Source organism: Halosolutus sp. DAT137 (genome assembly GCF_059736405.1).
Map to the genome: position 1 here is coordinate 536,767 of NZ_JCAQID010000007.1, position 25,112 is coordinate 561,878.

The following is a 25,112-nucleotide window of genomic DNA, read 5'->3' on the forward strand; positions in this document are numbered from 1 at the left end:
CCAAGAGTGGCGTTTAGAACTCGTTGTCTTCGGCCTTCATGAGAGACCATGACAGACCACCTCGAACCTCTCGGACCAGCAGAGGCTATGCAGATGTACCTCGACGAACGGCGACACAAACTCGCAGACGCGACAATCCAGTCACACCGGTATCGTCTCAAGCAGTTCGTGCAGTGGTGTGAACAGGACGGTATCGACAATCTCAACGAATTTGGCGGGCGAGACATCCACCGATTCCGCGTCAAACGCAGAAACGAAGACGATCTTGCAACAGCCAGTATGAAAGGACAGCTGGCGACCCTGAGAATGTTTCTCCGCTTCTGTGCGACGATCGATGCGGTAGAATCAGGACTTGACGAGAAGATTATCCTCCCGACGACGACCGAAGACGATGCTCGATCCGAATTACTGAATGCCGATCGTGCTCAGCAAGTGCTCCAGTTCCTTGACCAATTGTTGTTACGCACGCTTGGAGCATGCGCTGATGGAAGTCCTCTGGCACACTGGCCTGCGCGTTGAAGAAGCCATCGGGCTTGATGGAGACGACTACAACGCTGACGAGCAGTACCTCACTCTCGTTCATCGGCCAGAAGAAGACACCTCGCTCAAGAATGGGCGAAAGAGCGAACGACTCGTCGCGCTGAGTGACCCAGTTTGCGGAATCTCAGATGACCGGCTTTCAGTTAATCACCCTGGAATCCGTGATCAGTGCGAACGCGAGCCACTGTTTGCGACGAAAATCGCTCGCTTGAGTCTAACGCGTGGCCGGACGATCGTCTACCAGTACACGCGCCCGTGCGTCTACACTGATAATTGCCCTCATGAGCGGGATCTGGATAATTGTGACGCGCTACCCACCGAACGCTCGCATGCGTGTCCCTCCTCGTTGAGTCCTCACCCAGTTCGACGTGGTGCGACCACGCATTTTCTCAAATCTGACGTTCCCGAGAACGTCGTGAGTGATAGGATGGATTGCAGCGAGGCGGTTCTGGACCGCCACTACGGTCAGCGATCAGAACGCGAAAAACTTCGGCAGCGACGACGGTATCTCCCTGACAACTGATGACTGCGGCGCTACAGATCTGCAGAATTAAATCGGTAGTATCCCACGGCGAACGGAACGATGAGCCAGAGGGCGAGTACGATGAGACCGACCTCGGGAGTTACGTAGAAGGGGTCGGCTTCGGCAAGCGTTACTTCGACGCCTCCGCCAGCCTGCGCTGGATCAGCACCAACGTCGTCTGCAAGATCGGGTAACAGCGCAACGATTGATGTGAAGTAGGCAGACGACGGCGAAACCTGAGTGACGAGGAAGATCCAATCTGGGATTTCGGCCGGCAGCGAAAAGCCTTCGGTGACATATAGAATCCCCATTGGGACGACGTCCCAGAACAGTTCGAACACGACAAAGAAGCCGAGAGCGAGTGTCGTGGCTCGTGACGTGGATCCTGTCGTGGCCGACAGCCCAACCATAATTCCGGCGTAGATCGCTGCAAATGCGATTGTAACGAGAACGAAGACCAGCACCGACAGGACATGGATCCCACCAAGGAGTAAGGACCCGAATCCGAGTCCAATTACGAGTCCAACACCCAACCCAAATGCAAGTACCGCCGCTCGTCCAACGACTTTCCCTGCGTAGACGTTCAACCGTGTGGTCGGTAACGAAAGAAGCAGTTTGATGCTTCCCAATTCACGCTCCCCAGCAAGAGATTTGTAGCAAACGACGATGGCTGCGATGGGAACAAATAGCCCAGTGAGACCGACAATAAAAAAGATCAGTCCACCAAACGTTGCCCCCGCTGGCTCGCCGAACATCTCTGGCACTTCGATGTACGCGTACGCGGAGATCACCGAGAGCAATACAAATACCGTAACGAGTGCCCACAACGCCCGTGACTGGACGGCGTCTCGGAAATCCTTCTTCGAAATGACAAACCAAGTCATGCCTGCACCTCCTGTTCGTCATTGGTATACCGAACGAACAGATCTTCGAGCGAGGATTTGGCAACCGAGAAATCCTGGATGGGGACAACATCAGCGTCTATTGCATGCAACACGGCGAACTTCGAGACACCATCAACGGTGACCCGAAGCCGGCCATCATCAACTGAGGCACGTCCGACCCCGTCGAGTTCCGACACTTGCTCTACAATCCCATCATCGATCTCAGAGACGTAGATGTACAGGGTTTCTCCTGTTTCGGTCGCATCACGGAGTCCATCGATCGTGTCAACGGCGACGAGCTGTCCCCGATCAACGATCGCCACACGATCACACACTGCCTCGACCTGTTCCATGACGTGGCTGGAAAAGAAAACGGTCGTTCCTCGATCGTTCTCTTCTCGAATTATTTCGCGCATCTCGCGGGCCCCATTCGGATCTAACCCTGTCGATGGTTCGTCGAGAACGAGTAGATCCGGATCGCCGACGAGAGCCATCGCAAGGACGAGTCGTTGACGCATCCCTTTCGAGTACCCGCCCGCTTTTCGGTCCGCAGCATCGGCGATTCGTACCCGTTCGAGGAGTGCCATCGGATCTTCGTCTACCCCTTTCATCTCCAGGACGAACTCGATGTGCTGGAGACCGGTGAGTCGATCGTATACGTGGTAGGCGTCAGGGAGGACTCCCGTTCGCCGCCGGACCGCCTCACCCTCCATCTGGGCATCGTGGCCGAGTACCGTCGCGGTCCCATCGGTCGGTCGGATGAAATCAAGCAAGATATCGATCGTCGTTGATTTTCCCGCGCCGTTCGGGCCGAGAAACCCGAATATCTCTCCTTCTTCGATCCGGAGTGAGAGATTATCGACAGCAACGACATCGCCGAACCGTTTGGTGAGGTTCTCGATTTCAATCGCGGCCATAGTCACACCTCAACAAGGAGTTTAGAGTTGGTGTTCGATTGTCCATAGGGGCACTCAATCATCGCTTTGGCATAAATATTGTTGTCTATCTTACATATTGACAGGTACTCAACTCAAATAGATTTGAGACGATCTGTACGCACCTACGCGAACTTCGCTTCGATGAGCCGGTACTCCGGTTCGAGATCTCAGTGGCTTAGCCGTGCAAAATAGGGTTCCCCGTGATCACGGTTCGAGTGTGATAGTCACGGTATCGTCCATTCTGAGAGACAGTGACTCGTCGTTCAGTGTAACAGTGAACCGTGCTTCGAACGGGTCGTCAGAGACGACCTCCATTGCAATCACGTCGGATGTGATGTACTCGTACAGTTCCCAGAGAGGAACATCGAGTACCGATATACCGTGTTCCCAGAATAGGGAGAGGACAGCAGGGTGAAACGCAATCGGTACTTCGACCGGCATACTGACCAAGAATTGGCATTCACGACACGAGCTATTGTAGATGTGGTGGGCGTTTTCACCGTGTTCATACCGGCTAACAACAGTATCGACAGGGCCGAAACACTCCGGGCAGATACCACCTCGGAGGTCAATGTACATACTCCAGATACGATAGCAAAAACTCTCGATTATCTCCGCGGAGGTTCGGTTTCGAGTTTGGCTTTGCGGGCAGAAATCAGTAATGAGAATCGCGTCACACGACGTGCATAGTATACGAAACTGATCGACGTCGAGCGTTGCCAGAAGTGTCGTTTCATCGCAGAACACGCAGGCTCCGGAAATCTCCTGATCCTCAAACGCTGCCGCACTCTCGTAGACACCGGAGCGAATAACTCGGACGATCTTGGTCCCACTATACGTCAGGCGGTATCCGTCTGGTGTCTCACTGACGAACTGTCCAACGAGTTGATTCAGGTGATACGAAAACTGAGACGAACTATCGACGTCTACCGCATTATATAATTCCGTAAACGTCATCGTGAACCGCTGTTCGTGATGCTCTCGTTCCACCTCACCTAACGCCAGTAAAATTTGCAAACGCTGAGAATTTCCGAGCGCGCTGATAGCGTCAACCACCTCCTGATCGATCTGATCGTTTTGATTTACTCCCATGGATAGGTCCTACTTCCCATCTGTGCGTCCACTGAGATAAGAACAGTTGCCTCCCTCAATCACGAACTATCGCTCCGAAGAGTACGTTCATCGGGTGGCTGGTAGAGGCCAACCCGAACGAGGATGAGTTCTGAAACCCGCTATCCCTTTATTGCCATTGCAGGGCTAGATCAACGGGATTCACCATGGCATCGTTTCTCGTGCTCTACGGAACCGGTGAGGGACAGACGGAAAACGTTGCAACTCGCATCAGTGACGTGCTCACCGACCGTGGCCACGAAGCCACGATGGTGGACGCAAGTGAGATTTCGCCGAATTTCGCTGTCGACGACTCCGACGCGATCCTCGTCGGCGCGTCTATTCACGCCGGCAAACACCAGCCATCGGTCCGTGAGTTCGTCACAACTAACCGCGATACGCTGGCGACGAAACCAACCGCCTTCTTTCAGGTATCGCTGTCCTCAGCCGACGAAGGCGGGGAAGCCCAGGCGGCTGGCTACGTCGAGGAGTTCATCGAGGGAACCGACTGGCATCCCGATCGAATTGGTCTGTTCGGTGGCGCGTTGCGGTACACGAAGTACGGGTTCCTGAAAGGATTGGTCATCAAACAGATTGCCAAGCGAAACATGACCGAGATGCCCGAGGCGGCTCCGTCCGGGGACGTCGAATTCACGGATTGGGACGAAGTCGAGGCGTTCGCCGCCGACGTCGCTGCATTCGTCGAAGGACGACTCGGAATCACACCTCCGACTGCTGACGACCAGGCACAACTCGAATGAGCGAGCCACGTGATACGATCGAGACGTTCCCGAGACAACGGCGAGGAACCGTTGACGCGATGCGCATGGCTGGCCGTCGAAGCGTCATTCACGGGCTCGTCGAGTTCGACGTAACCGAGGCCAAGCAGCGTATTCACGACCGAGAGGAAAGAACGGGCGAGCAACTCTCGTTCACCGCGTTTCTCGTGCATTGTCTGGCCCGAACCATCGAAGATCACCCGAGCGTCAACGCATACCGTGACTGGCGGGGACGGATCGTTCAGTTCGACGACGTTGACGTGATGGTCATCATCGAAGTCAAAATCGATGGCAACCGAATCGGCGTTCCGCACGTCATCAGAGCGGCGAATCGGCGGTCACTGCAGTCGATTCACGACGAAATTCGAACAGTCCAGACGGACCCGGGCGAACGACAACAGCCGGGGTTTGCCTCCTTGGCCTTTCGCCTACCCGGACCCATACGTCGGCTGTTCTTTCGGCTCCCGCAGTGGTTTCCTCGACGCTGGAAACGTATCGCAGGCACCGTAGCAGTGTCGTCGGTCGGAATGTTCGGAACCGGCAGTGGGTGGGGAATCACGCCGACGAACTACACACTTCAACTCACGGTTGGCGGGAGTGACCAGAAGCCGGGGATCGTCAACGGCGAGATCGAGCCCCGCGAGTACCTGTCCGTCACGGCGACGTTCGACCACGACGTTGTCGATGGAGCACCGGCAACCCGGTTCGTTCAACGGCTGAAGGAGGTTATTGAAGAGCCTGAGGAGCTATAACGCAATTCGTCGAAATTTGACTACCGACCTCGCTGCTGGTGTGGCCAGACTGGGATATCTCCAATCGGAGATACGTTTCTCAATTTAGATCGCGTTCCATCCCGCGAACCTCGTACGGGAACAACAGGAACTGGACGAGATTCCAGTATCCGACCAGCAGCGCTAACAAGACGATCCAGCCAACACTGAGTTCTGCGAGATCGAGGCTCGTAACCGATGACCCTGCCGGCTGCGTGGCGCGAACGATCGCCAATGACGCATCGTTTCGCAGGTCTATTCAGGACGTGCTTGCATGGGATTTCGACCGAGTCATCCCTGGTCACGGCGAGATCATCGAACCCGGAGACAAACAGGCTGTATCGATGGATTCGAACGGATGCTATAGCCAATGGTAAGACCGAGAGATCGTGACGGGAAGCGGTTACATATCGGGCTTGAGTGTCTTAGCCCTACAGTACCGGGCTACTCGGCGAGCCAATTGTTGTTGTTCTGTATTTGAACAATTCACTTATGTATCCTGATCGTGATCTACAGTAATGACGCGGAACTTATCGGAACGTCTCACGACGGGGAGCGTGATCGTACTTATCGGACTCGTGCTGTTACTCTCGACGACGGGAATCGTCGAGATGCGTTCGGTGTGGGGCTGGATCGCGGCGCTGTTCGTTTTGGTGGGCGCGTGGGCCTTGATTCGGAGCGAATTCCGCAACCTCGTCGGCCCGGTCATGATCATCGCCATCGCAGGAACGTTCTTCCTTCGAAACGTCGGTGTCCTCCCGGACGGTGCGATCGGTACCTGGTGGCCGCTGTTCGTCGTCTTGTTTGGCCTTCTGCTCATGATCGGTCGCTCGCGGCGACGGCAACGTGTTCGACTGGAGGGTATCGATGCAATCGGCGAAGTGTCCGTTGTGAGCGTCTTCGGGGGCGACGAGCGACGAATCACCACGGATCGGTTCACTGGTGCGGAACTCGTCGCCGTCTTCGGTGATAGCGAACTCGACCTCCGTGATGCGAGCGTCAGAACGCGTCCTGCGAGCGTAGAGGTCGTGTCCGTGTTCGGTGATGCGGAACTGCGCGTCCCGCCCGAGTGGGAGGTTCGCTTCGAGACGATCTCTATCTTGGGCGACATTATTGACCGCCGACCACGTCGCGCTGAAGGTCGTGATGCGGATGGAGATCCGGATCTGATCGTGTCAGGCGTCGCTTTCTTCGGCGACATAGAAATCCGTGATTGATCTTTCGAACCATAGAATCGGCGGCAGTTCATCGATTGAGCCGCCAGATCTCACGCAGATACGGTGCCACGGCCACCCCTAGATGCTGACTAAGAACGAGAACAAAAGGAACAAAGACGCGGTCATCATAACTCAGCAACCGTACGAAATGGTAGCTCGCTAACTCAGACGAGTAGTGTGACGAGCCAGAACGAGACGCCGACGACGTGAGCGAGGGCGTGAGCGATGATTGCTGCTTCGAGACTCTCCTGCCAGAAGAGCCAGCCGAACACGATCCCGCCGATCGCGTTCAATCCGACGATGAACCCGACAATCCCTCCGGTGAGTTGCCCGTACACGGAGATAGCTGCTGGAAGGTGAAGAACGCCGAACAGTATGGCGGCGACGATAATCGAGGTCCAGACCAGCCGTGACCCGGGCTCATCAGACCGCTTCCCAGTAAGTTGCCAGAGGACGAACGCGATCAGCGTCATCACGCCCCAGCGAAGCAGGAGTTCCTCCGTGATACCACCGTACAGGATCCGAAGCGGAACCGATTGTAGCAACGATCCGACGGTCATCTCTGGTGCCGACTCGCTGACTGTCGGCACGAGCCAGTTACTAACGATGAGGACAGCGCCGACTACGATGCCTCCGCCGACGGCCGGTCTGAGTTCCGATCGAACGTTCGAAAGAATGGTCTTTCCGGTGACGACGCGATTCACGATGTGGGACTGAAATCCGACTCGTGGTGTGAGAAACAGCCCTACGAGCACGCTGGCCGCGAGCATAACGGCCGACTGAACACCGGTTGCGATCGCCAGGGGTTCGAGTGACACCCCGAGTTGGTCCGCCTGTTCCGCGTAACTCGGATCTAGAACGAGCATCGTGAGCACCAGTGCGACGATCCCGACGAATCCCAGCCCGAACAACGACCCGAATGTTCGTACTGAAATCAGTGAGTGTGAGGAGGATTGTCCGTTTCCACTCATCGCTTCTCACCTCTTAGGTAAGCTACTCCCGGTATCTCACCGCGAGCGAGAGATTCCCGGCCGAAGTACGCCACGATAGCGATGACGACGAGGAGTGTGACCGCGAGCTGTGTGACGGTGACCGTTGCGACGGCGGTTTCGACGATGACATCATCCACGACGAGTTGATCGGGAGCCAGCGGGAGGAGGATGTCGGCGGTGTTCACCATGGCGTGGAGGACCATCACGATCAGCACGCTCCCAGTGCTGTTGTAGGCCCACGCGAGAATGATTGACAATAGGATAATACCGACGAACCAACCGACTTGATTGACGACGGTGAATCCGGAATGGGGGGCGAAAGGGATGAGGAAGTACGGGAGGTGCCAGACGGCCCAGATCACGCCGATAATGAGACTCGCCGTCAGCGCATCGTATCGGTCGTTGAGATAGGGTTGCGCGAACCCGCGCCACCCTGGCTCTTCGTTCAACCCACCGCTAACGGTGAGACCAAATAGGAAGACGATGGCGATCAGAACGGGCGACTGGAAGGGTTGATCGAGATCGACTGGTCCGCCAATAATCAGGAGAATGACTGTGGTGACCATCACGATAGTGATCGGGACCCCGAACGCGGCTATCCACCAGCGCCAGCCGACCCGCCACCGGAGGATCTGGCGTGCCCAGACCCTGACCTCGTCGCCCCGCAACCATGTGACTGCCGCTGCGCTCACTAGTGGGCCAAAACTGCCGATGTAGATGAGGATCCACGGAGTCCAACCTTCTTCCATGAACGCGGCTGGAGCCGAGACCATCCATGTGAATGCGTAAGCGCCAACGACAAATGCAACAACGGGATGAGTATCTATCCAGGGAAACCGATTGCTCGACATGTGACGTAATAAACTGGACTATATTGATAAACATGTCGTTTTGGTTATGTTTTATCAACACAATCACGGTTCCGAATTTGAGATGATACGCTGACATGATTGTATGCCTTACGAGCTAGCGGAATATTGAGTATCCATCTATCACTATCCAATTGGTCGATGAACGTACCCCTGAAATGTTGGTAGTCGTCGTAACGACCATTCAGGGCGCGCTCGTCTGGATACCGAGGCCCCACACTCGCTACGGTGCGGATCTCCCTTACTTGCGACGATACCGGGACGGAACGGAGTATTCGAATTAACCGCGTTCGTGCTCATCGCGGTCGCAACGAGAGAAGTGATGATCCGACACCAGCGATCGCCGCCTCCGGTGGTGCGAGGATTTCGAGCACACCCGTTCCCCGGGACTGGACCGTTTCTCGACGTGAACTCGTCGTCTTCGTTGCTGATATTGCACTCCTCGCCGCCGCGAACTACCGCGAAGCCAGCCAGATTGTCGCGGTCACGGGTTACTGACAGTAGTGATTAACTTATAATGAGCTACGATGAGATGGGGATACGAGACCGATGAACAGACACGAACTCCTCGACGTTGCGACGATCTCGATGAGTGGGCTACTCGTGCGAAATTCCGGGTTCTTTTCGCGGTCACTCTCCAGCGCTCCAATCGGTGACGTCGTCAGTGGTACCGCGATCGATATCGAAGACGTTCGGACCGGGAGTGTTCAGGAAGTATCTGCATCCACTCCAGTTGGGAAGTTCCAGGCAGCATATCTCGTCGCTCAGTGGCGAGGGCCAGATGTACCGACCCTGCTGTATCATCACGGAAGCGGCGAGCAACCGTTCGACTTCGGGCGATTCAGTTCAAATTCGTTCCGTCGCCTCTTTGGGACAAACGCCGACCCAGACGTCAACCTGATCGCCCTCCGAGCCCCGTTTCACGACCGCTCGAACAGGGAGTACATACGGGCAATGGGCGACCTCGAAAACTTCGTTGGGATGCTCGCTACGTCGGCTGTGCTCATGGAGGCACTGGCCGATCGATTACGAGAGACTGGCTGCCCTGCTATCCTTGCCGCGGGTATCAGTCTCGGTGGCTGGGCTGTCAATCTCCATCGCACCTACTGTGTGGGTATCGATCGGTACGTTCCGATGTTTGCGGGGGCACGACTTGGAGAAATGTTCGTATCGTCAATCTATCGAAAACTGGCAGCTGAACCAGCGCTAACCAGCCCGGAAGTACTTCGCAACGTTCTCGACTTTGAGGACCGCTTCACCGACGCCGATTCCGACGACTGTGATCCGTTACTCGCTCGCTACGATCGGATCATCGAGTTCGAAAAGCAACGATCAGCATACGACGGGATCGATATTGGGGTTTTGGAGAAAGGCCACGTCACCGGTTCACTCGCCACTGCCGCACTACGGACTCACATCCAGCGCTCGATTGCCGACGTGTGAGTGAGTCCTCGAAGATCACTGTGTCGTCTCTTACGCCTACGGAGACAGCGGGCGTCCAGTCATAATTGCAATGTGAGGAGACGATTCGGCTACTTCCTGCCTGTTAATCTCCACGTCACTCCGGAAGCGATACCGGTTCGAATTCTTGCAGTCCGAAGTACGTTAGTACGACAGCCCCCAGCCCGGTCAGGAGAAGCCCACCCGTGATCAGGTCCCCGAGGATCGGAATCACCCCGATCACCTGTAAGAGCACCATGACAACAACGACTCCGAGACCGGTCGCCAGCCCAACTCGCGGGGTGTTCAACTGTCGACCAGCGAGATATCCCAGTGCGATGATTCCGTAAGCAATGATCAACAAACCAATTAGAAGACCGAGTATGCTCACAGGAAGGAGGATCAGGGTAAACGCCATGAAGACAAACACGGAGAGGAACGTTACGGAGAGGAGTGCTCCCACGGTGAGGCTGATCAGTGGATGATCTTTCGCGGCTGCCCCGACATTATCGAGTAGTAGTTCCTGTTTTCGGGAGAGCAACGCTCCCACAAGCGCTAGTATCAATGTCGTCAGCACGATCGGCGTATACGCGGCGATCGGGCCGGGTTCGGCGGATTCAAACGCGACAGTGGTCCGCTCCATAATTGTTGCTTCGGTAGACAGTTCCTCGCTCCCACCAATGTGCTGGAGTTCTCCATCGATCGTTGCACCGTCCTCGACGACGAGTGATCCAGAGAGTTGCGTCACGTCACCGTCGACTGTTCCATGGACCCGGAACTCGCCACCGATAACGTAGACTGGACCGGACACCGCTTCGTCGGCCGGCACCGTGACCGTCGCATCCCCGACGATCAACGCCCCTCGGTGCTCGGTTATCTCGTGGTCTCCCTCAATAACGAACTCGGTGGTTTCGACGTCTGCACCACCCGCCGAAATCATGAGTAGCACGATTATCAAGAGCGGGATGAGTTCCAGATTCATGGCGTCGTCCCTCCACGAGCCAATTCAACCATCCGATGCACGTATAGCAGCACCGGAAGTGCGACGACGAACAGCAGTGCCAGCGCGTTCACGTACGTCAGATGGTTCAGCAGTGAGAGTCCGACCCCCTCGGAGTACAGCGCTAGCGAGGTACTCAAGAAGGTCGCCAGCCACCCCGCTATCCCGACGCCGAGGGCCGTGTGCGTGCCGATCGTCTCGGGCGTGGAGAGATCCGGCCAGAGCGCAAAGTTGAGTGTCGTGTAGAAACTGACGGCGAGCACGTAGAACATCGGCAGTGCCAGTGGTGGGGTATCACCCGCTCCAAACTGAATATGGAATACATACAGGAGGTGCGTGAACGCGAACAGGCCGAACACCCAGAAGAACAGCCAATTTCGGTCGAAATTCGTGTAGATGACGCCAGCGGCGAGCGCCCCAACGACGTGCAAGCCAGCGATAAACAACCGGACGCTCAGGTCGGGGGATTGCCAGGACGTGTAGATGTACAGCGGCGTTTCGATGATCCGGAGAAAGCCCAGGCTATCGATGAAGAAGACGCCGAACATCAACAGAACCGGTCCCAGGAACGCGAAACTAACCGTCCGAACCGGTACCGGTCGGCAGAATCGGCCAGTTCCGAACGTGTCGCGTTCGTGTTGACTGGCGAGGCTATCGACGAATCGGAACCGCTTGACAGAGAGAACGGCGAGAACGAGGACAGCTGGAACCATCATTGCACTCATGACGAGACTAAACTCGTCGATTCGCCACTCGATCGGATACAGGGCTGCGACGAAGAACGACAATCCTGCCACGACGGCAGCGACGTATCCGCGGTCCCTCACGGGAACGAAATCGAGCATGAAGCTGAAAGACACCGGAATTCCGACGCCGAGCGCCATCGAACAGACGATCACCCAGAGCACGAACAGTTCGATCGTACTCACGTGTGGGGCAGCGACCGTCAGAAGCAGTTGGACAAAAATGACCAGAAAGAGCAACCGGAACTTCACGTACAGGTCAGTGCTCCATCCACGCCGGTCCATCAGGACGCCGCTGACGACGGCTGCAACGAGAGTGAGCAGCGCAAGTATGGCCATCACTATCGACACGTCCCCGGGGGGCATACCGATCTTCTGCGTTCCGAGATCGGTCAGCCCCAGTTGGACGAACGTGAGGTTGTAATAGTACCCTGCCGTGAGCGCAGACACGTAGATCAGATATCCAGTGATGGGGACCCACTGGCGCTCACGGGTAAACTCGAAGAGTTTCATAGCGTGCTGTAATCCTCAATCTGGCATAAATATTGTCTCTATCCCTACATATTGGCAGCAATGTAACTCAAATATGTTTGAGGTCTTCTTGTGTATCCGTCACGGAGCAGTAGAATACTATCTCCACTGTACGCCGATGAATAGTTTTTCGATACTAGAACAACCACCGGTTCACGGTGCGATCGTTGCTTTCTCTGTGGTAGTCTTCGTGACGGCTATCGTTGGACTATCAGAAGCGTCACGAGCGCGAGTACGGTCCAGCCGATGACAACCGCATCCAGTCCCCCTCGATGGTCCGAGTAGTCCCATCGACACCCCGTGCAGTGTCGGTGGACGAAGACGGAGTCGTTGTCCGGTATCGAATTCAGACGAGGCGAAGAGAGTCAGGGTCGTCGCTCACGTCCACGACAGGATCGGAATTCGTCGTACTGTATGTCTGTGACCCGTCCCCGCCATGCGTGCACGTCACCGTCCGGAAGATGCCAGACGACCTCCCCCTCCGTCGGCACACGTACGCCGTTTCGCGTCTCGTAGTTCTGCCAGTAGCCCGACCAGGACGTCAGCTCGTACCCGTCATCCACGCGTCGATACCGATCGGCGTGGACCCTGGTCACCTCGTCGTCCTCGTTGAACGAGAACGTCAGGGAGGCGGACACGTGTCCGTCTTTGACGGTCGCTTTCGCCGTACTGTCGTCGATCGACTCCCACTCGATTCCCGCCGCGGGAAGGAGCGCGGTCGGATACCAGACGGCCTCGGCGAGATAGCGCATCAATTCTGCTTCTTCTAACTCCGGACTCGAATTGGCTCTATCGAGCGGGATGACGCCCAACAGGGACAGGCTCGCAGTGCCTTCACGGTCACAGAACAGGTCACGGACGCGCAACGAGAGAAGCGGGGCGAGTCTGATCGACGCGTCCCAATAGAATCCCGGCGGATCTACGGTGACGTGCTGTGTCGCGGTGAACGGCTTCCACGGTGACGACGCATCACCCAGGCGCAGTTTGCCGTTCTGTTCGAGCTGGACCAGATCAGCGTACGGTTGTCCCTGCGGGAGTGCGTTGGTCAGGTACTCACGGACAGGGTCGGGTAATCCTTCTACGTCATCTTCCGTGAACACCGCCTCGCTCCCACTGTTCGCTGACTGACGAAGTTCGTCCACACGCCGGGCCGTCTCATGCTGGCGCCAGACGGTGCCGGCGAGACCGAGGATAAAGAGAGCAACGGACGCACTGATAATGCGTTTGAGAATACGTGCGTGTCGCATGGGTACAGGACCGCGGCCCGCGTCTTAAGGGTATTCCACTGACAGCGTCGGATCGCAGAGGGCTCATCTACGATGTTCCTGCCCGGACCGGGTCGGACTCGGGATCGATTGCCACCAGAAATCGACCCATCAGCCACAGACTGATGGCCGTCAGCGTTCCAAAGATGAGGATCTGGGGCAGCGGCACGGCCTGCCCATCGAGGATCATGTACCCGACCATTGCTAAGACTGCGCCGCCGAGCGTGGCGATCTTCACGAGCAGGACGGCGGTGAACGCGTATCCCCAGGCCCGACGGTTCCAGAGCCAGGAGGCCGTCAGGGCAAATGCGGGAACGATGATACCAAGATCCAGCGAGTAGATTACTGACGTCGGGAGTCCCGGTTCGGCGATACTCGCCGGTGTCGTCCCCGAGAGGGTCGCCGGCAGAATCTCTGAGAACCATAGCAACGAGACTAATACGGCCAGCGATAGCTGGAAGGCGACGTAGGGGCGAACGGAGGCCTCACCGAGGTCCCCTTTCAGCGTCGCTGCGTCGAGCCGAGCCATCCCGCCGACGAACGTGAACAACGTCAGCCAGACTAACGTCGTATACACGAGATATAGTTCGTTGAACGCAGTCATGAAGGCGTACGAAGCGTAGGTATACAACAGGTAGCCAGTCACGCCAAGCCAAACGACGTAGCCCCGTAGTGATCCACGGTTCGCGTAGTACAGTGAAATAGCGAGGGCTGGAACGCCGACCACGAGCGTTAACAGGTCTTGTCCGTATATCTGCGGGAGCAACACTGGATGATCGTGGTAGAAGTTCGGGACGAACAGTCCGACGCTGGTGGCAACTGTCGTCAGTATCAGCGTCGTGAGCGATGCGAGACGGTACGAGCGGGGGATCGGTGGCCTATACACGCTCACCGCCTCAGGAGTCGCTCCGGTTGGCACCGCGGTGCGCCAGTGCAGCCTTCGACGCGGGCGGTGACGGGACGCTGCATTCGGCACAGGAGCTCATAGACCGGAACAATCATTCTGAGACACTGTATCGTTTAAGACATGAAGAGTCTTCTGACGTACGTGGGACCGATCATCCTCGTTGGACATGGGATGGTTCATCTTTTCGGCACCGCCGTGTATTTCGAACTTGCCGATGTCGCCGAATTCCCGTACAAGACGACGCTCCTCGGCAGTGCGGTGAATGTAGGAGACGTGGGTATCCGTGTGTTCGGGATGCTCTGGGCAGTGGCTGCCATCGGATTCGTCGCTGCCGCCGCCGCAGTACTCGTAGACTGGGATTACTGGCCGTTGGTGGTGGGTGCGGTTGCGATCTTTTCGCTGGCCCTTACCACCCTTGACTACACAGTCGCCTACGCTGGCATCGTCGTCAACCTGGGAATCCTCGTCGCAGTGGTGTATTCCTATTTCATCTGACACGGATACGTTGTCAGGGTGGTGCTGAGTGCGAGGTTAGACAGATTGCTTATGGTTCTCGTCCGCTGAGGGATGCGTTCGGCTCCCCATTGAGCGGAGATAGGTTACGGCCAACAACACTGATACGAGGACCGGCAGAAACGTGAATACGGCTGCGATGGGGCTGACACTAACGGTGTCACCCATCATAAACACCAGCGTCATGATACTAATTGGTGCCGCGAGCGTTGCACCCAGGACCAATACGACCCCGGCGAAGACGTATCCCCAAGTGCGCTCGCGATACAACCACACTGCAGAGAGGAGGATCGACGGTACCACGACGCCGAGATCGATGACGTGAGTCGCCATCGCCTGTTGGCCGGACTCTTCGATGAGGCTCGGTGTCGTCCCAGTGAGTAGCGGCGGTACGACATCCGACAGCCAGAGTGCACCAAGACCGAGTCCGATGGCGGTCAGCGCTCCACTGTACAGTGCCACGTTGATTTGTCCTTCCACTGTCTGTCGGATTCTCTCAGCGTCAGTCGATACCATCCCATCGACGAACGTGAAGAGTGAGAGCCCAAACAGTACGGTATAGACGAGAAACAGTTCGTTGAACGGGATTTGGATGGCGATGCTAGCCCACATGTACGTCATATATGCTAAACCACCGATCCAGATGATTCGCCCCCGCACCGAGCCCCGAATTGCGTACCAGAGCCCAGCAGCGAGTACAGGAATACCGACGACGAGGATCGTAAGGTCCTGTATTTGATACGCTTCTACGAGTTCTGGTGGGGCCCGATAGTGACCAGTACGGAACAATCCGAGCAGTGATGAAACAGCAGCAAGAACGAGAATGACGACCGTCGAGACGATATGCCATCGGTGGAGCTGGCGGACCATTGTATTGAAAAATAGCAACGAAGGGGATTAGCTTTTACTTGCAGCACCTATCCGGTGAGAACCACTGATCCCTCTAGTTGTGACGCACCCAGTTCCCGTAGTTGATTAGTGAGACTCCAGATGTAGGCCTCGTCACGTCCGCTGAAGATAGCTTTCCTGATGGATGTAACCTCTGAATGTTATACGCCAATTCTGCCATTTGCTGTATAAGACGGGTGAGTCGTGCGAGATACGAAGTACCAAATTCCACTGGCTCAGAACCCTGCACATGCTGGATGCTCTCGTCAGATCAAAGAGTTCTGCAATTGAATAAGCGCCGTTTTTGGCCCCCAGTGAGCCTCTTACTCCAATTCACCCAAACCATGGGCCCTGACGGGGAAGGTCCAGAATCTTCGGGACTCTCAGCCAGCTGTTAGTGGACGCGAGAAGCGCCTAAACTAGCGTTTAGAACTCGCTGTCTTCGGCCTTCAGTGAGAGACCATGACAGACCACCTCGAACCTCTCGGACCAGCAGAGGCTATGCAGATGTACCTCGACGAACGGCGACACGAACTCGCAGACGCGACAATCCAGTCTCACCGGTATCGTCTCAAGCAGTTCGTCCAGTGGTGTGAACAGGACGGTATCGACAATCTCAACGACTTTAGCGGGCGAGACATCCACCGGTTTCGTGTGAAACGGAGGAATGAGGACGGGCTGGCAACCGCCAGCATGAAGGGGCAGCTGGCAACCCTGAGAATGTTCCTCCGATTCTGTTCGACGATCGATGCGGTAGAACCAGGGCTCGATGAGAAAATCATCCTTCCGACGACGACCGAAGACGATGCTCGATCCGAATTACTGAATCCCGATCGTGCCCAGCAGGTGCTCCAGTTCCTCGCCCAATATCGCTACGCGCGCTTAGAACACGCACTAATGGAGGTCCTTTGGCACACGGGACTCCGTATCGGCGCAGCGATTGGGCTCGATAGGAAGGACTATAACAGCGATGAGCAGTACCTCACGCTTGTTCACCGGCCCGAGGAAGGGACCTCACTCAAGAATGGGCAAAAAAGCGAACGACTCGTCGCGCTAAGTGACCCGGTCTGCGAAGTCTTAGATGACTGGCTCTCCGTCAACCATCCGAGAATCGTTGATCAGCATGACCGTGAGCCGCTGTTTGCGACGAAAATCGATCGCTTGAGTCGAACCCGTGGCCAGACGATCGTCTACCAGTACACGCGTCCGTGCGTCTACACTGATAGTTGCCCTCACGCTCGGGATCTTGACAGCTGTGATGCCCAACCTACTGAACACTCACATGCGTGTCCTTCCTCATTGAGTCCCCATCCAGTCCGACGGGGCGCGATCACTCATTTTCTGAAATCGGACGTTCCTGAGAACGTAGTCAGCGATCGAATGGATGCCAGCGAGGCGGTTCTGGACCGTCACTATGACCAGCGATCTGAACGGGAGAAGCTTCGACAGCGCCGGCAGTATCTCCCGGACGATTAACTGACATACGTCTCGGAGATGTGGATGTTATCCCCCTCTATTCGCCAGCTACCCGCCTCATAAGCAGCAGTGTTTCTCGTGCGTACCAAGCGTACGCTACGAGGAATATTCCCCGTTGCAGCGCGCCGGCGACATCAGTTGCCAACATCATACCTACTGGAAGCGCTACCGACGCGGCGATGGCGGCCGCATCGAGCCAGCGAAATGTCAAGTCGTGATTCGCACGTCGCAAGGTGATCGCTACCACGCCAAAAGCGAAACTGAAACCTACTACCGTTGCGGCAACAGAGTGCAGGAGTTCCTCAATTGGATCGTAGGGAAGATTCGAGTCCCACGGGCGGGCGGAGAACACAGCCGCAGCGATCATGAATATCCTGAAGCTGATATGGAGGACTGTCCCCCAGCGGCCCCACGCACGGCGTTTCAGCGCTGCCAGCCAGATAACGCCGAGGCCGAAGAGGAGGAATCCGAGACGTGTGAGCCACGCCCCGTTAATCCCCTGGGCCGCCGATTCGCTCGTCGTATGGGAGATCCCGGAATAGCCCGCCGGCATGAGCATCGGGGCAAACGCCAACGCCAGAGCAGACGTCACGAGACACGCGAGGACCCCAGCTGCCGTGTACGCTTGTCCGTTAGTCATAGAAGTTCTTAGTCGAACAGCCTCTAAGAGCTGATCTCGAAACCAAATTAGGTGGAAGAGTGTATTCCCATCGGCATCAAGCGATCCACCCGATGAACTCGACGTTCCGTTATTTGTCGTCGTGAGGTCTATTGAGCTACAGTGAGGACCATGTTTGGAGCCATACCGAGACGATTTCATCAACGCGCACGATCCGAGTCAGCCACGCATTTTCGACGAGGGGAAGAAACAACGGAAGTTTCCTCGACGGCACCCCGTCGGCACGACGGTGCGTTGATTCTGCTCCTGTTGGCCGGGCTCGTAACGAGTTATCATGTTCTTCTCCGGCCGTGGCACAGAACGTGGGGTGCCACCGACGAGGAGATCGGCCGACAGCTGCCGGGCGACGACCTCGTTCCCGAACCGAGCGATGAAACCACCCGCGCGATCACGGTTGAGGCACCACGTGACGACGTGTGGCCGTGGATCGTTCAACTCGGACAGGGACGCGGTGGCTTCTACAGTTACACCTGGCTGGAAAATCTCGTCGGTGCCGACATCCACAACGTCGATCGAATCGTCTCGGAGCTTCAGGAACTGGAAGAGGGTGATACGATTCGCATGGTTCACGAAGAGTACTGGCTACAGAGTCCGGTCACGTCGATGATCGTCAAACGAATCGAACCGAACCGAACGCTCGTCCTCCAGGGACACGACGACGGGACGTGGACGTTCCATCTCGATTCGACGAACGGGGAGACGACGCGGTTCATCGTTCGGGGGCGAAAGCCAAAACCCCGAACAGTCATCGGGTACGCCCTCCGATATCTGGCGTACGAACTCCCGCATTTCATCATGGAGCGTGGACTGATCCGCGGGATCAAAGTCCGCGCTGAACGCCTCGATCGTGACGAGAGCATTTCCTCAGCCCGGCCAACAGAGTCTGATGCGAGTGCGTGATCGCTGTCCGTACCGTTGAGCTCGGGATGAGCGACCCGTTACGGCGTGACGGCACGACGCTGCCGACGGAAATTGATCGCAACGAGACCGGTCGCAGCGGGAACCGCAATGATCCACGATCCTGCCACCAGGATAAACGCTGGATCGACGAAATACGTGAGGAATACCGGAACGGTGACGAGACCGTTAGCGATGAAACCCCATCGAATCCACCGCTCTGGGCCGCGAGTGATGAAGACTGGAGCGGCAGCCAAGAACGCCAGTCCCATGAACAGATAGCCGAGCCCGTCTACTGCCTGGAGGAACGACCCGAATGTATCCGACAGCAAAATCGCTTCACTCTCACTCAGGTCACCACGTTGCTCCCTCGGAATGTAGACGAACAGTTGTACGATATACATTATCGACACGTTCGATGCGTACAGGATTGCGAAGATGACTCCCGTAAAGCTCCAGACCTGGCGGTTTTCGGGCATAGAGGAAATGTATGTTGAAATGGATCAGCATTCATCGAATCGTGGATAGGTCTTACCGTTCAGGCTTAGTTACACTCTCATAATCTGACTGTGAATGTTAACCTCGCAGCCGTGCTGCTACGGACAGAACACGGATCGCTGTGTTCTGATCAGCAATGGAGAGACGTGAGTTACTACAGGTAGCGGCTGGCGCGCTGGCGCTTACACAGGTGCCGATCGCGTTCGCACAGGATGAGGAGTTCAACGATGTGGATATCATGTTCGTGCGGATGATGATTCCCCATCACGAGAGAGCGATCCAGATGGCCGAACTCATCCCGGAGCGAACCGATCGGGAGGAATTACTCGATCTCCGGATGGAGATCATCGAGGAGCAAGAAGCAGAGATCGATCTCATGTGTGACTTGCTCGACGACGCCGAAGTTGCTGGCTGTGACGAGGTGGGCGGTATGATGCCTCATGAGATGGGTGGCATGATGCGCGGTGATGGCATGGGAGATGGGATGCACGACGACGATGACGAGATGGGAAACGGGATGCACCCCGACGAGATGGAGGAGATGATGCCGCGAGAGCACATGATGACCCATGACGACGGGCGGGAACTCCGCCGCGCCGAAAACGAGGAGTTCGATTGCCTGTTCGCCAAACACATGATTCGCCATCACGAAGGTGCCATCGTGATGTCCGAGCACGTTCTCGACGAGGGTGAATCCGAGCGCGTTGCCGACCTCGCAGAGAATATTATCGAGTCCCAGCAAGAAGAGATCGAACTGATGGAGGGGTGGCAAGATGACTGGGATTGTTGATGCCCGAATCCACTATTCGGGCTCTCTCGGGAATTTCTGTCCGAACGAGGGAAAACACCCCACAATAATTAGGATCTTGTGTAGCGAACAACAGGAACAGCGACCGTCTCCGAACCACTCCGTTAGTCCCTCGCGGGCGGCTCTTCAGTGAAGGACTCAACGAACCCCGGGAACGGCTGCGACGGAGGCACTACCCATGTCACAATACGATCCCGCGGACACACCCGATTCGCATCACGTCCACGAAGAGCAAACACGGGCTGAAAAGCCGACCGACCGTGATTGCCCGTGCTGTCGAGTCTGTGGACTGACTGCCGAGAAGACCGAAGGAACCGAAGCGCCGTCAGCTCGACGCGAGCATCGGGAGGAAGAACACACGGAACACGCTCACGAGCCGTCCGATCACGCACACGAAGAGCACCCCGGCCCCGACCACGAGGCGCACGTGGATCACGCCGGTCACGAGGAGATGTTCAAGCAACGCTTTTTCGTCTGCCTCGTCCTCTCGCTCCCAGTTCTCTACTACAGCCCGATGCTCCAGGAGTGGTTTGGCTACGCCGCCATAACGTTCCCCGGAAGCATGTTCGTCGGGCCAGTTCTCGGCACGATCGTCTTCCTCTACGGTGGGGTTCCGTTCCTGCGGATGGGTGCCGCTGAGGCCCGGAACCGCGAACCGGGAATGATGCTGTTGATCTCGCTGGCTATCAGCGTCGCGTTCGTCTACAGCGTTGCCGCAGTCGCGTTCGGGATCGGCGAGCCGTTCTTCTGGGAACTCGTCACGCTGATCGTCATCTTTCTGCTCGGACACTGGATCGAGATGCGAAGCGTGCGCCGGGCATCGGGCGCGCTCGACGAGTTAGCCGAGCTGATGCCGGACACGGCCGAACGCATCATCGAGGACGGTGAGGTCGAAGAAGTCCGCGTCGATGAACTCGCGGAAGACGATCTGGTGCTCGTGCGACCCGGGGCTAACATTCCCGCCGATGGCGTCGTCGAGGAGGGTGAGTCGAACGTCGTCGAGGCGATGATCACCGGCGAGTCCCGGCCGATCAAAAAGGAACCGGGCGACGAGGTGATCGGCGGGACGACCAACCGCGACGGCAGCCTCCGCGTCCGCGTCACCGCGACGGGCGAAGAGACGACGCTGTCTGGAATCATGCGGCTGGTCGAGGAGGCCCAGCAAAGTCGGTCCCGAACCCAAGTGCTCGCCGACCGAGCGGCGGGCTGGCTGTTCTACGCGGCGATCGCGGTGGCGGCTGTCACCGCCGCTGCGTGGACCGTCGCGGCCGGCTTCGGGCTGGCGGTCGTCGAGCGGGTCGTCACCGTGCTCGTGATAGCCTGTCCGCACGCGCTCGGACTCGCCGTTCCACTGGTCGTCGCCATCAATACGACGATGGCAGCGCGTAACGGCATGCTCATCCGCGATCGAATCGCCATGGAGGAAGCGCGCAATCTGGATACGATCGTCTTCGACAAGACGGGCACCCTTACGAAGGGTGAACAAGGCGTCGTCGATGTCATTACAGCCGGCGAAAGGGACGAGGACGAACTGCTGGCGGTGATGGCCGCCGCCGAAGGCGACTCCGAGCACATGATCGCCGAAGCGATCCGCGAAGAAGCCGATGAGCGGGGCCTCTCCGTGCCGAGCGTCCGCGAGTTCGAGGCGCTCGAAGGTCGAGGGGTTCGCGCAACCGTGGAAGTCGAAGCCACTGCGACCCCCGGCGTGGATGGAAACAGTGTACAAGACGGTGAGACGGTCTACGTCGGCGGGCCGAACCTGCTTCGTCACCTCGATGTCGAACCAAACGAGGGGCTCGAAGCGTTCGCAGACGAGGCCGGCAAGCGCGGACAGGGCGTCGTTTACCTGCTTCGGAACGGCGAGGTGGTGGGCGCAGTCGCACTCGCGGACGTGATCCGTGACGAGAGTTACGAGGCGATCGAAGCCCTCCACGAGATGGGCGTCGAGGTCGCAATGCTCACCGGTGACTCTGAGGACGTCGCTCGGGCCGTCTCTGAGGAACTCGATATTGACACGTACTTCGCTGAAGTCCTCCCGGAGGATAAGGACAAGAAAATCATCGAGCTGCAAGAACAGGAAAAGCTCGTGGCGATGGTCGGCGATGGGGTGAACGATGCACCCGCACTGACGCGTTCTGACGTCGGAATCGCCATCGGTTCGGGAACTGACGTCGCCGTCGAGTCCGCAGACGTCGTCCTCGTGGAGAACGATCCGCGAGACGTCGCGCATCTCGTCCGGTTGAGTCGGAAGAGCTACCGAAAGATGCAGGAGAACCTCGTCTGGGCAGCCGGCTACAACGTGTTCGCGCTGCCGCTCGCAGCCGGCATCCTCGCTCCGATCGGTATCCTGCTTTCACCTGCTCTTGGTGCCGTCCTGATGTCGGCGAGTACGGTCATCGTCGCAATCAACGCCCAACTCCTGCGACGGGCAGATCTCACAGTATAAGTTGGCCAACAATCAGTAGCTTACGGTCAAGGAAGACCGTTGAAAGACGGTGAGAGACGCTCACGAATTCATTAGCCGGGATGTTGTAGTAATCTACTATGCAGGCACGTATCGCTACGGAACTGGAGCGCACGCCGGAGCGAGCGTGGGTCGAAGTGCTCCGACCCGAGTTGCTGCTATTCGTCTCGTGGCCGCTGATGACATTCGCTCCGCTCGATCCCGAGTCGTTTCCAGCGATCTGGGACGACGGGCGGTACCTCGTTTCGTTACGCGCAATGGGGATCCTTCCACTTGGAAAACAGTGGATAGACGTCTCCAAGCCGACGGTCGAGACGACTCCCGGAGGGCAGCGATACCGAATCCGAGACGACGGTGAGGGAACGCTCGTCTCTCACTGGGACCACACCATCACGATCGCTGAGACCGAAGAAGGGCACACTCAGTACATCGATGAAATCACGGTTGACGCCGGAATACTCACGCCGTTCATCTGGGTGTACGCGAACGTGTTTTATCGGTACCGACAATTTCGATTACGGTTCCTCGTCAATCGAAGGTTCGAGTCAATCTAATTCTCGCTTTGGTGTGCTGATTAACAATGATGACACGTGTATACGGTTGATAGAAAAGAAGGCTATGTCTGAGAAGTACAAAATAGAACTGTTACCAGATGCGAAGACGTGCTACAGGTACCTTCAGGTCGGGTTCAGTATCATCGTCCTTACCTTCCTAGTCGGACTGCTGGTGATCGCGGTTCCGAACCTGATCCCGATATACGAGGTGATCGTGATGCCCGCGCTGTTCGTTGGACTCGGTCTGCTTCTATACAGCGTCGGAACACACCTGCACATTATGCACCTGAATATGCTCGAAATGAGAGAAGAAGACGACGTACATTCCTGATAAGAGAGCCGAGTAGCACCCAACTGCTGATGAAAGACCCAGCAGTCTTCGGCTATGGCGAGAATAGATGAATGGGGATGAGTATCGATCGCTGGGCAACGAAGACGACGCGTCGGTTAACGAAGCTGAGCCTCGGGTATCGCATCGCGGTGTACATCGTCATCGTGGCCGTCATCGTGAGCGTCTATACGGCCTTTTACTGGTATGGTATGGCTGTATACGAGGACCGCAACCTCTCTCTCGCTGCCGCCCTCCAGACAGTCGTCCAGTCGTTGACGACCACGGGATACGGGCAAGACGCACCATGGGAAACGACGATCATGAACCTGTTCACGATTCTGATGCAATTCACTGGCATCCTGCTCCTCTTTCTCCTCCTGCCACTATTCGTCGTGCCCTGGTTTAGTCAATTCATCCAGCAACGACGGTTCGATACTGTTGAGCCACTCGAAAATCACGTCGTAATCTCCGGACACACGCCGCTCGTCCACACGTTCATCACCGAGATTGAGTCACACGCTCATCAACACCCCTACGTAATCATCGAAACAGACCAAGATCGCGCAGCAGAACTCCGCGACCTCGGACACACCGTGTTACACGGAGATCCAGAATCCGAATCTGACCTCCGGAAAGCCTCGGTCGAGAAGGCACAGGCAGCGGTCGTCGCTGGCGACGATCAGTTGACGCTGAACGCTGCGCTCGCTGTCCACGATGTGGCATCGATGGTCCCGATAACCGCAACGCTTGAGGACGCGACACTCCGACAGTATCTGCACTCGGCTGGCGTCGAGTACGTCGTACAGCCACGACAGGTAATCGGACAAGCGCTCGCCACGCACTATGCGATGAGTGGGGGAATACCGTCCGATCGAATCGTTATCCTTGGTCACGGGACGGTTGGCAGTACCGTTCGGTCGGCGTTGGAAACCTGGGGTGCGGATCCGACCGTCGTAGACATTGACGAGGACGAACACGTAGATGTCGTCGGCGACGCAACCACTACGAAGACACTTCAAGAAGCGGGCGTAGAAAATGCAGACGCAGTCATCATTTCGCTTCCGAAAGACCGACAAGCACTGTACTCAACACTACTCGCCCGTGAGTTGAATTCTACAGTCGATATTTTTGTGCGAGTGACGGAGAGCGAGGCAGTTGGACGAGTCAAACGAGCAGGCGCTGACTACGTCCTTGAGTTATCGGATATCTCTGGACAGATGGTCGCTGCTGCTGTCCTCGACGAGCCCGTTAGCGGTACCGACAGTGATCTCCTGTTCTCTCGTCTGAGCGACCCGGACGTAGAACTCTCAGCACTCGACATTGACCGCATCATCGGTGTCACTCGAAATGACGAGTTGCACCTTGCACCTGATCACGATTTCGAACTCCAACAAAACGATCTACTCATCTACCTGACTTCCTCTCACGACTGAAGTCGTGGGCTTTCTCCTCGAACAACTGTAAGAGGGTGATACACCCAGTCGCTATCGATTCCG

The 25,112-nt window shown here is 56.8% G+C and carries 25 protein-coding genes and 1 pseudogene; 13 read left to right on the plus strand and 13 right to left on the minus strand.

Features of this window, described 5'->3' with window-relative positions; all coding sequences use genetic code 11:
• Window positions 1–48 precede the first annotated feature (48 nt).
• Window positions 49–1,063 (plus strand): annotated as a pseudogene (locus tag AC6I6L_RS12315) (tyrosine-type recombinase/integrase).
• Window positions 1,064–1,074: 11 nt separating this feature from the next.
• Here AC6I6L_RS12315 and AC6I6L_RS12320 read toward each other — a convergent pair.
• The 3 genes from AC6I6L_RS12320 to AC6I6L_RS12330 form a co-directional block, all read right to left on the minus strand.
• On the minus strand, window positions 1,075–1,947 hold the full coding sequence (locus AC6I6L_RS12320) for an ABC transporter permease subunit (RefSeq protein ID WP_497918056.1): 873 nt from the start codon (window positions 1,945–1,947) through the stop codon (window positions 1,075–1,077).
• Window positions 1,944–2,864, minus strand: coding sequence for an ABC transporter ATP-binding protein (locus AC6I6L_RS12325; protein ID WP_497918057.1), 921 nt, complete (start codon window positions 2,862–2,864; stop codon window positions 1,944–1,946). Before AC6I6L_RS12325 ends, AC6I6L_RS12320 begins: the two co-directional genes overlap by 4 nt.
• A 225-nt stretch (window positions 2,865–3,089) precedes the next feature.
• Window positions 3,090–3,977 (minus strand): ArsR/SmtB family transcription factor, encoded by an 888-nt coding sequence (locus tag AC6I6L_RS12330; protein WP_497918058.1) that lies wholly within the window; start codon window positions 3,975–3,977, stop codon window positions 3,090–3,092.
• Between the two features lie 185 nt (window positions 3,978–4,162).
• Between AC6I6L_RS12330 and AC6I6L_RS12335 the strand changes: the two genes are divergently transcribed.
• Entirely contained in the window at window positions 4,163–4,756 is a 594-nt protein-coding gene (locus AC6I6L_RS12335; RefSeq protein ID WP_497918059.1) for a flavodoxin domain-containing protein, read from the plus strand.
• Complete coding sequence (locus AC6I6L_RS12340; protein WP_497918060.1) at window positions 4,753–5,526, plus strand: 2-oxo acid dehydrogenase subunit E2; 774 nt, start codon at window positions 4,753–4,755, stop codon at window positions 5,524–5,526. Before AC6I6L_RS12335 ends, AC6I6L_RS12340 begins: the two co-directional genes overlap by 4 nt.
• 79 nt (window positions 5,527–5,605) lie before the next feature.
• On the opposite strand, the gene AC6I6L_RS12345 is transcribed toward AC6I6L_RS12340, so the two are convergent.
• The gene (locus AC6I6L_RS12345; protein ID WP_497918061.1) at window positions 5,606–5,779 is read right to left on the minus strand and encodes a hypothetical protein; all 174 of its coding nucleotides are present in this window, start codon (window positions 5,777–5,779) and stop codon (window positions 5,606–5,608) included.
• A 283-nt stretch (window positions 5,780–6,062) separates the two neighbouring features.
• Between AC6I6L_RS12345 and AC6I6L_RS12350 the strand changes: the two genes are divergently transcribed.
• A complete protein-coding gene (locus AC6I6L_RS12350; RefSeq protein ID WP_497918062.1) occupies window positions 6,063–6,761 on the plus strand; it encodes a LiaF transmembrane domain-containing protein in 699 nt (232 codons plus the stop codon).
• A 164-nt stretch (window positions 6,762–6,925) separates the two neighbouring features.
• Here the strand turns inward: AC6I6L_RS12350 and AC6I6L_RS12355 are convergent, their stop codons facing one another.
• Both AC6I6L_RS12355 and AC6I6L_RS12360 read right to left on the minus strand, forming a co-directional pair.
• Entirely contained in the window at window positions 6,926–7,732 is an 807-nt protein-coding gene (locus tag AC6I6L_RS12355; protein WP_497918063.1) for a CPBP family glutamic-type intramembrane protease, read from the minus strand.
• Window positions 7,729–8,604: a CPBP family intramembrane glutamic endopeptidase gene (locus tag AC6I6L_RS12360; protein WP_497918064.1), complete on the minus strand. Its 876-nt coding sequence runs from the start codon at window positions 8,602–8,604 to the stop codon at window positions 7,729–7,731. The genes AC6I6L_RS12355 and AC6I6L_RS12360 overlap by 4 nt, the downstream gene beginning before the upstream one ends.
• Before the next feature lie 567 nt (window positions 8,605–9,171).
• Between AC6I6L_RS12360 and AC6I6L_RS12365 the strand changes: the two genes are divergently transcribed.
• Entirely contained in the window at window positions 9,172–10,065 is an 894-nt protein-coding gene (locus AC6I6L_RS12365; protein WP_497918065.1) for an alpha/beta hydrolase, read from the plus strand.
• Window positions 10,066–10,180: 115 nt separating this feature from the next.
• Here AC6I6L_RS12365 and AC6I6L_RS12370 read toward each other — a convergent pair whose 3' ends face one another.
• The 4 genes from AC6I6L_RS12370 to AC6I6L_RS12385 all read right to left on the minus strand — a co-directional run bounded on the left by AC6I6L_RS12370 (window position 10,181) and on the right by AC6I6L_RS12385 (window position 14,493).
• A complete protein-coding gene (locus tag AC6I6L_RS12370; RefSeq protein ID WP_497918066.1) occupies window positions 10,181–11,044 on the minus strand; it encodes a bactofilin family protein in 864 nt (287 codons plus the stop codon).
• The gene (locus AC6I6L_RS12375) at window positions 11,041–12,318 is read right to left on the minus strand and encodes an MFS transporter (protein ID WP_497918067.1); all 1,278 of its coding nucleotides are present in this window, start codon (window positions 12,316–12,318) and stop codon (window positions 11,041–11,043) included. The genes AC6I6L_RS12370 and AC6I6L_RS12375 overlap by 4 nt, the downstream gene beginning before the upstream one ends.
• A 383-nt stretch (window positions 12,319–12,701) precedes the next feature.
• On the minus strand, window positions 12,702–13,583 hold the full coding sequence (locus AC6I6L_RS12380) for a DUF6920 family protein (RefSeq protein WP_497918068.1): 882 nt from the start codon (window positions 13,581–13,583) through the stop codon (window positions 12,702–12,704).
• A 67-nt stretch (window positions 13,584–13,650) separates the two neighbouring features.
• Complete coding sequence (locus AC6I6L_RS12385; RefSeq protein WP_497918069.1) at window positions 13,651–14,493, minus strand: hypothetical protein; 843 nt, start codon at window positions 14,491–14,493, stop codon at window positions 13,651–13,653.
• A 135-nt stretch (window positions 14,494–14,628) separates the two neighbouring features.
• Between AC6I6L_RS12385 and AC6I6L_RS12390 the strand changes: the two genes are divergently transcribed.
• Window positions 14,629–15,003 (plus strand): ABC transporter permease, encoded by a 375-nt coding sequence (locus AC6I6L_RS12390; RefSeq protein WP_497918070.1) that lies wholly within the window; start codon window positions 14,629–14,631, stop codon window positions 15,001–15,003.
• 36 nt (window positions 15,004–15,039) lie between these two features.
• Here AC6I6L_RS12390 and AC6I6L_RS12395 read toward each other — a convergent pair whose 3' ends face one another.
• Window positions 15,040–15,891 (minus strand): hypothetical protein, encoded by an 852-nt coding sequence (locus tag AC6I6L_RS12395; protein WP_497918071.1) that lies wholly within the window; start codon window positions 15,889–15,891, stop codon window positions 15,040–15,042.
• 480 nt (window positions 15,892–16,371) lie between these two features.
• On the opposite strand from AC6I6L_RS12395, the gene AC6I6L_RS12400 reads away from it, so the two are divergent.
• On the plus strand, window positions 16,372–17,385 hold the full coding sequence (locus AC6I6L_RS12400; RefSeq protein ID WP_497918072.1) for a tyrosine-type recombinase/integrase: 1,014 nt from the start codon (window positions 16,372–16,374) through the stop codon (window positions 17,383–17,385).
• Between the two features lie 37 nt (window positions 17,386–17,422).
• Here AC6I6L_RS12400 and AC6I6L_RS12405 read toward each other — a convergent pair whose 3' ends face one another.
• The gene (locus AC6I6L_RS12405; protein ID WP_497918073.1) at window positions 17,423–18,025 is read right to left on the minus strand and encodes a DUF998 domain-containing protein; all 603 of its coding nucleotides are present in this window, start codon (window positions 18,023–18,025) and stop codon (window positions 17,423–17,425) included.
• Between the two features lie 273 nt (window positions 18,026–18,298).
• Between AC6I6L_RS12405 and AC6I6L_RS12410 the strand changes: the two genes are divergently transcribed.
• The gene (locus AC6I6L_RS12410; protein ID WP_497918074.1) at window positions 18,299–18,964 is read left to right on the plus strand and encodes a hypothetical protein; all 666 of its coding nucleotides are present in this window, start codon (window positions 18,299–18,301) and stop codon (window positions 18,962–18,964) included.
• 38 nt (window positions 18,965–19,002) lie between these two features.
• Here AC6I6L_RS12410 and AC6I6L_RS12415 read toward each other — a convergent pair whose 3' ends face one another.
• Window positions 19,003–19,365, minus strand: coding sequence for a hypothetical protein (locus AC6I6L_RS12415; protein ID WP_497918075.1), 363 nt, complete (start codon window positions 19,363–19,365; stop codon window positions 19,003–19,005).
• A gap of 230 nt (window positions 19,366–19,595) precedes the next feature.
• On the opposite strand from AC6I6L_RS12415, the gene AC6I6L_RS12420 reads away from it, so the two are divergent.
• The 5 genes from AC6I6L_RS12420 (at window position 19,596) to AC6I6L_RS12440 (ending at window position 25,049) form a co-directional block, all read left to right on the plus strand.
• Window positions 19,596–20,249 (plus strand): DUF305 domain-containing protein, encoded by a 654-nt coding sequence (locus AC6I6L_RS12420; protein WP_497918076.1) that lies wholly within the window; start codon window positions 19,596–19,598, stop codon window positions 20,247–20,249.
• 196 nt (window positions 20,250–20,445) lie between these two features.
• On the plus strand, window positions 20,446–22,713 hold the full coding sequence (locus tag AC6I6L_RS12425) for a heavy metal translocating P-type ATPase (RefSeq protein ID WP_497918077.1): 2,268 nt from the start codon (window positions 20,446–20,448) through the stop codon (window positions 22,711–22,713).
• A gap of 98 nt (window positions 22,714–22,811) precedes the next feature.
• A complete protein-coding gene (locus AC6I6L_RS12430) occupies window positions 22,812–23,285 on the plus strand; it encodes a hypothetical protein (RefSeq protein ID WP_497918078.1) in 474 nt (157 codons plus the stop codon).
• 64 nt (window positions 23,286–23,349) lie between these two features.
• Window positions 23,350–23,616, plus strand: a complete 267-nt coding sequence (locus AC6I6L_RS12435; protein ID WP_497918079.1) for a hypothetical protein — start codon at window positions 23,350–23,352, stop codon at window positions 23,614–23,616.
• Window positions 23,617–23,687: 71 nt separating this feature from the next.
• The gene (locus AC6I6L_RS12440) at window positions 23,688–25,049 is read left to right on the plus strand and encodes a potassium channel family protein (RefSeq protein ID WP_497918080.1); all 1,362 of its coding nucleotides are present in this window, start codon (window positions 23,688–23,690) and stop codon (window positions 25,047–25,049) included.
• The last annotated feature ends 63 nt before the right edge of the window (window positions 25,050–25,112 follow it).

Excerpts from the sequence above, each read along its gene's own strand:
- AC6I6L_RS12335 (WP_497918059.1), top strand. The coding sequence starts at position 4,163 with ATGGCATCGTTTCTCGTGCTCTACGGAACCGGTGAGGGACAGACGGAA.
- AC6I6L_RS12435 (WP_497918079.1), top strand. The coding sequence starts at position 23,350 with ATGTCTGAGAAGTACAAAATAGAACTGTTACCAGATGCGAAGACGTGC.
- AC6I6L_RS12400 (WP_497918072.1), top strand. The coding sequence starts at position 16,372 with ATGACAGACCACCTCGAACCTCTCGGACCAGCAGAGGCTATGCAGATG.
- AC6I6L_RS12405 (WP_497918073.1), bottom strand. The coding sequence starts at position 18,025 with ATGACTAACGGACAAGCGTACACGGCAGCTGGGGTCCTCGCGTGTCTC.
- AC6I6L_RS12380 (WP_497918068.1), bottom strand. The coding sequence starts at position 13,583 with ATGCGACACGCACGTATTCTCAAACGCATTATCAGTGCGTCCGTTGCT.
- AC6I6L_RS12440 (WP_497918080.1), top strand. The coding sequence starts at position 23,688 with ATGGGGATGAGTATCGATCGCTGGGCAACGAAGACGACGCGTCGGTTA.
- AC6I6L_RS12370 (WP_497918066.1), bottom strand. The coding sequence starts at position 11,044 with ATGAATCTGGAACTCATCCCGCTCTTGATAATCGTGCTACTCATGATT.
- AC6I6L_RS12330 (WP_497918058.1), bottom strand. The coding sequence starts at position 3,977 with ATGGGAGTAAATCAAAACGATCAGATCGATCAGGAGGTGGTTGACGCT.
- AC6I6L_RS12325 (WP_497918057.1), bottom strand. The coding sequence starts at position 2,864 with ATGGCCGCGATTGAAATCGAGAACCTCACCAAACGGTTCGGCGATGTC.
- AC6I6L_RS12365 (WP_497918065.1), top strand. The coding sequence starts at position 9,172 with ATGAACAGACACGAACTCCTCGACGTTGCGACGATCTCGATGAGTGGG.
- AC6I6L_RS12425 (WP_497918077.1), top strand. The coding sequence starts at position 20,446 with ATGTCACAATACGATCCCGCGGACACACCCGATTCGCATCACGTCCAC.
- AC6I6L_RS12375 (WP_497918067.1), bottom strand. The coding sequence starts at position 12,318 with ATGAAACTCTTCGAGTTTACCCGTGAGCGCCAGTGGGTCCCCATCACT.
- AC6I6L_RS12340 (WP_497918060.1), top strand. The coding sequence starts at position 4,753 with ATGAGCGAGCCACGTGATACGATCGAGACGTTCCCGAGACAACGGCGA.
- AC6I6L_RS12395 (WP_497918071.1), bottom strand. The coding sequence starts at position 15,891 with ATGGTCCGCCAGCTCCACCGATGGCATATCGTCTCGACGGTCGTCATT.
- AC6I6L_RS12415 (WP_497918075.1), bottom strand. The coding sequence starts at position 19,365 with ATGTATATCGTACAACTGTTCGTCTACATTCCGAGGGAGCAACGTGGT.
- AC6I6L_RS12420 (WP_497918076.1), top strand. The coding sequence starts at position 19,596 with ATGGAGAGACGTGAGTTACTACAGGTAGCGGCTGGCGCGCTGGCGCTT.
- AC6I6L_RS12390 (WP_497918070.1), top strand. The coding sequence starts at position 14,629 with ATGAAGAGTCTTCTGACGTACGTGGGACCGATCATCCTCGTTGGACAT.
- AC6I6L_RS12350 (WP_497918062.1), top strand. The coding sequence starts at position 6,063 with ATGACGCGGAACTTATCGGAACGTCTCACGACGGGGAGCGTGATCGTA.
- AC6I6L_RS12320 (WP_497918056.1), bottom strand. The coding sequence starts at position 1,947 with ATGACTTGGTTTGTCATTTCGAAGAAGGATTTCCGAGACGCCGTCCAG.
- AC6I6L_RS12360 (WP_497918064.1), bottom strand. The coding sequence starts at position 8,604 with ATGTCGAGCAATCGGTTTCCCTGGATAGATACTCATCCCGTTGTTGCA.
- AC6I6L_RS12355 (WP_497918063.1), bottom strand. The coding sequence starts at position 7,732 with ATGAGTGGAAACGGACAATCCTCCTCACACTCACTGATTTCAGTACGA.
- AC6I6L_RS12430 (WP_497918078.1), top strand. The coding sequence starts at position 22,812 with ATGCAGGCACGTATCGCTACGGAACTGGAGCGCACGCCGGAGCGAGCG.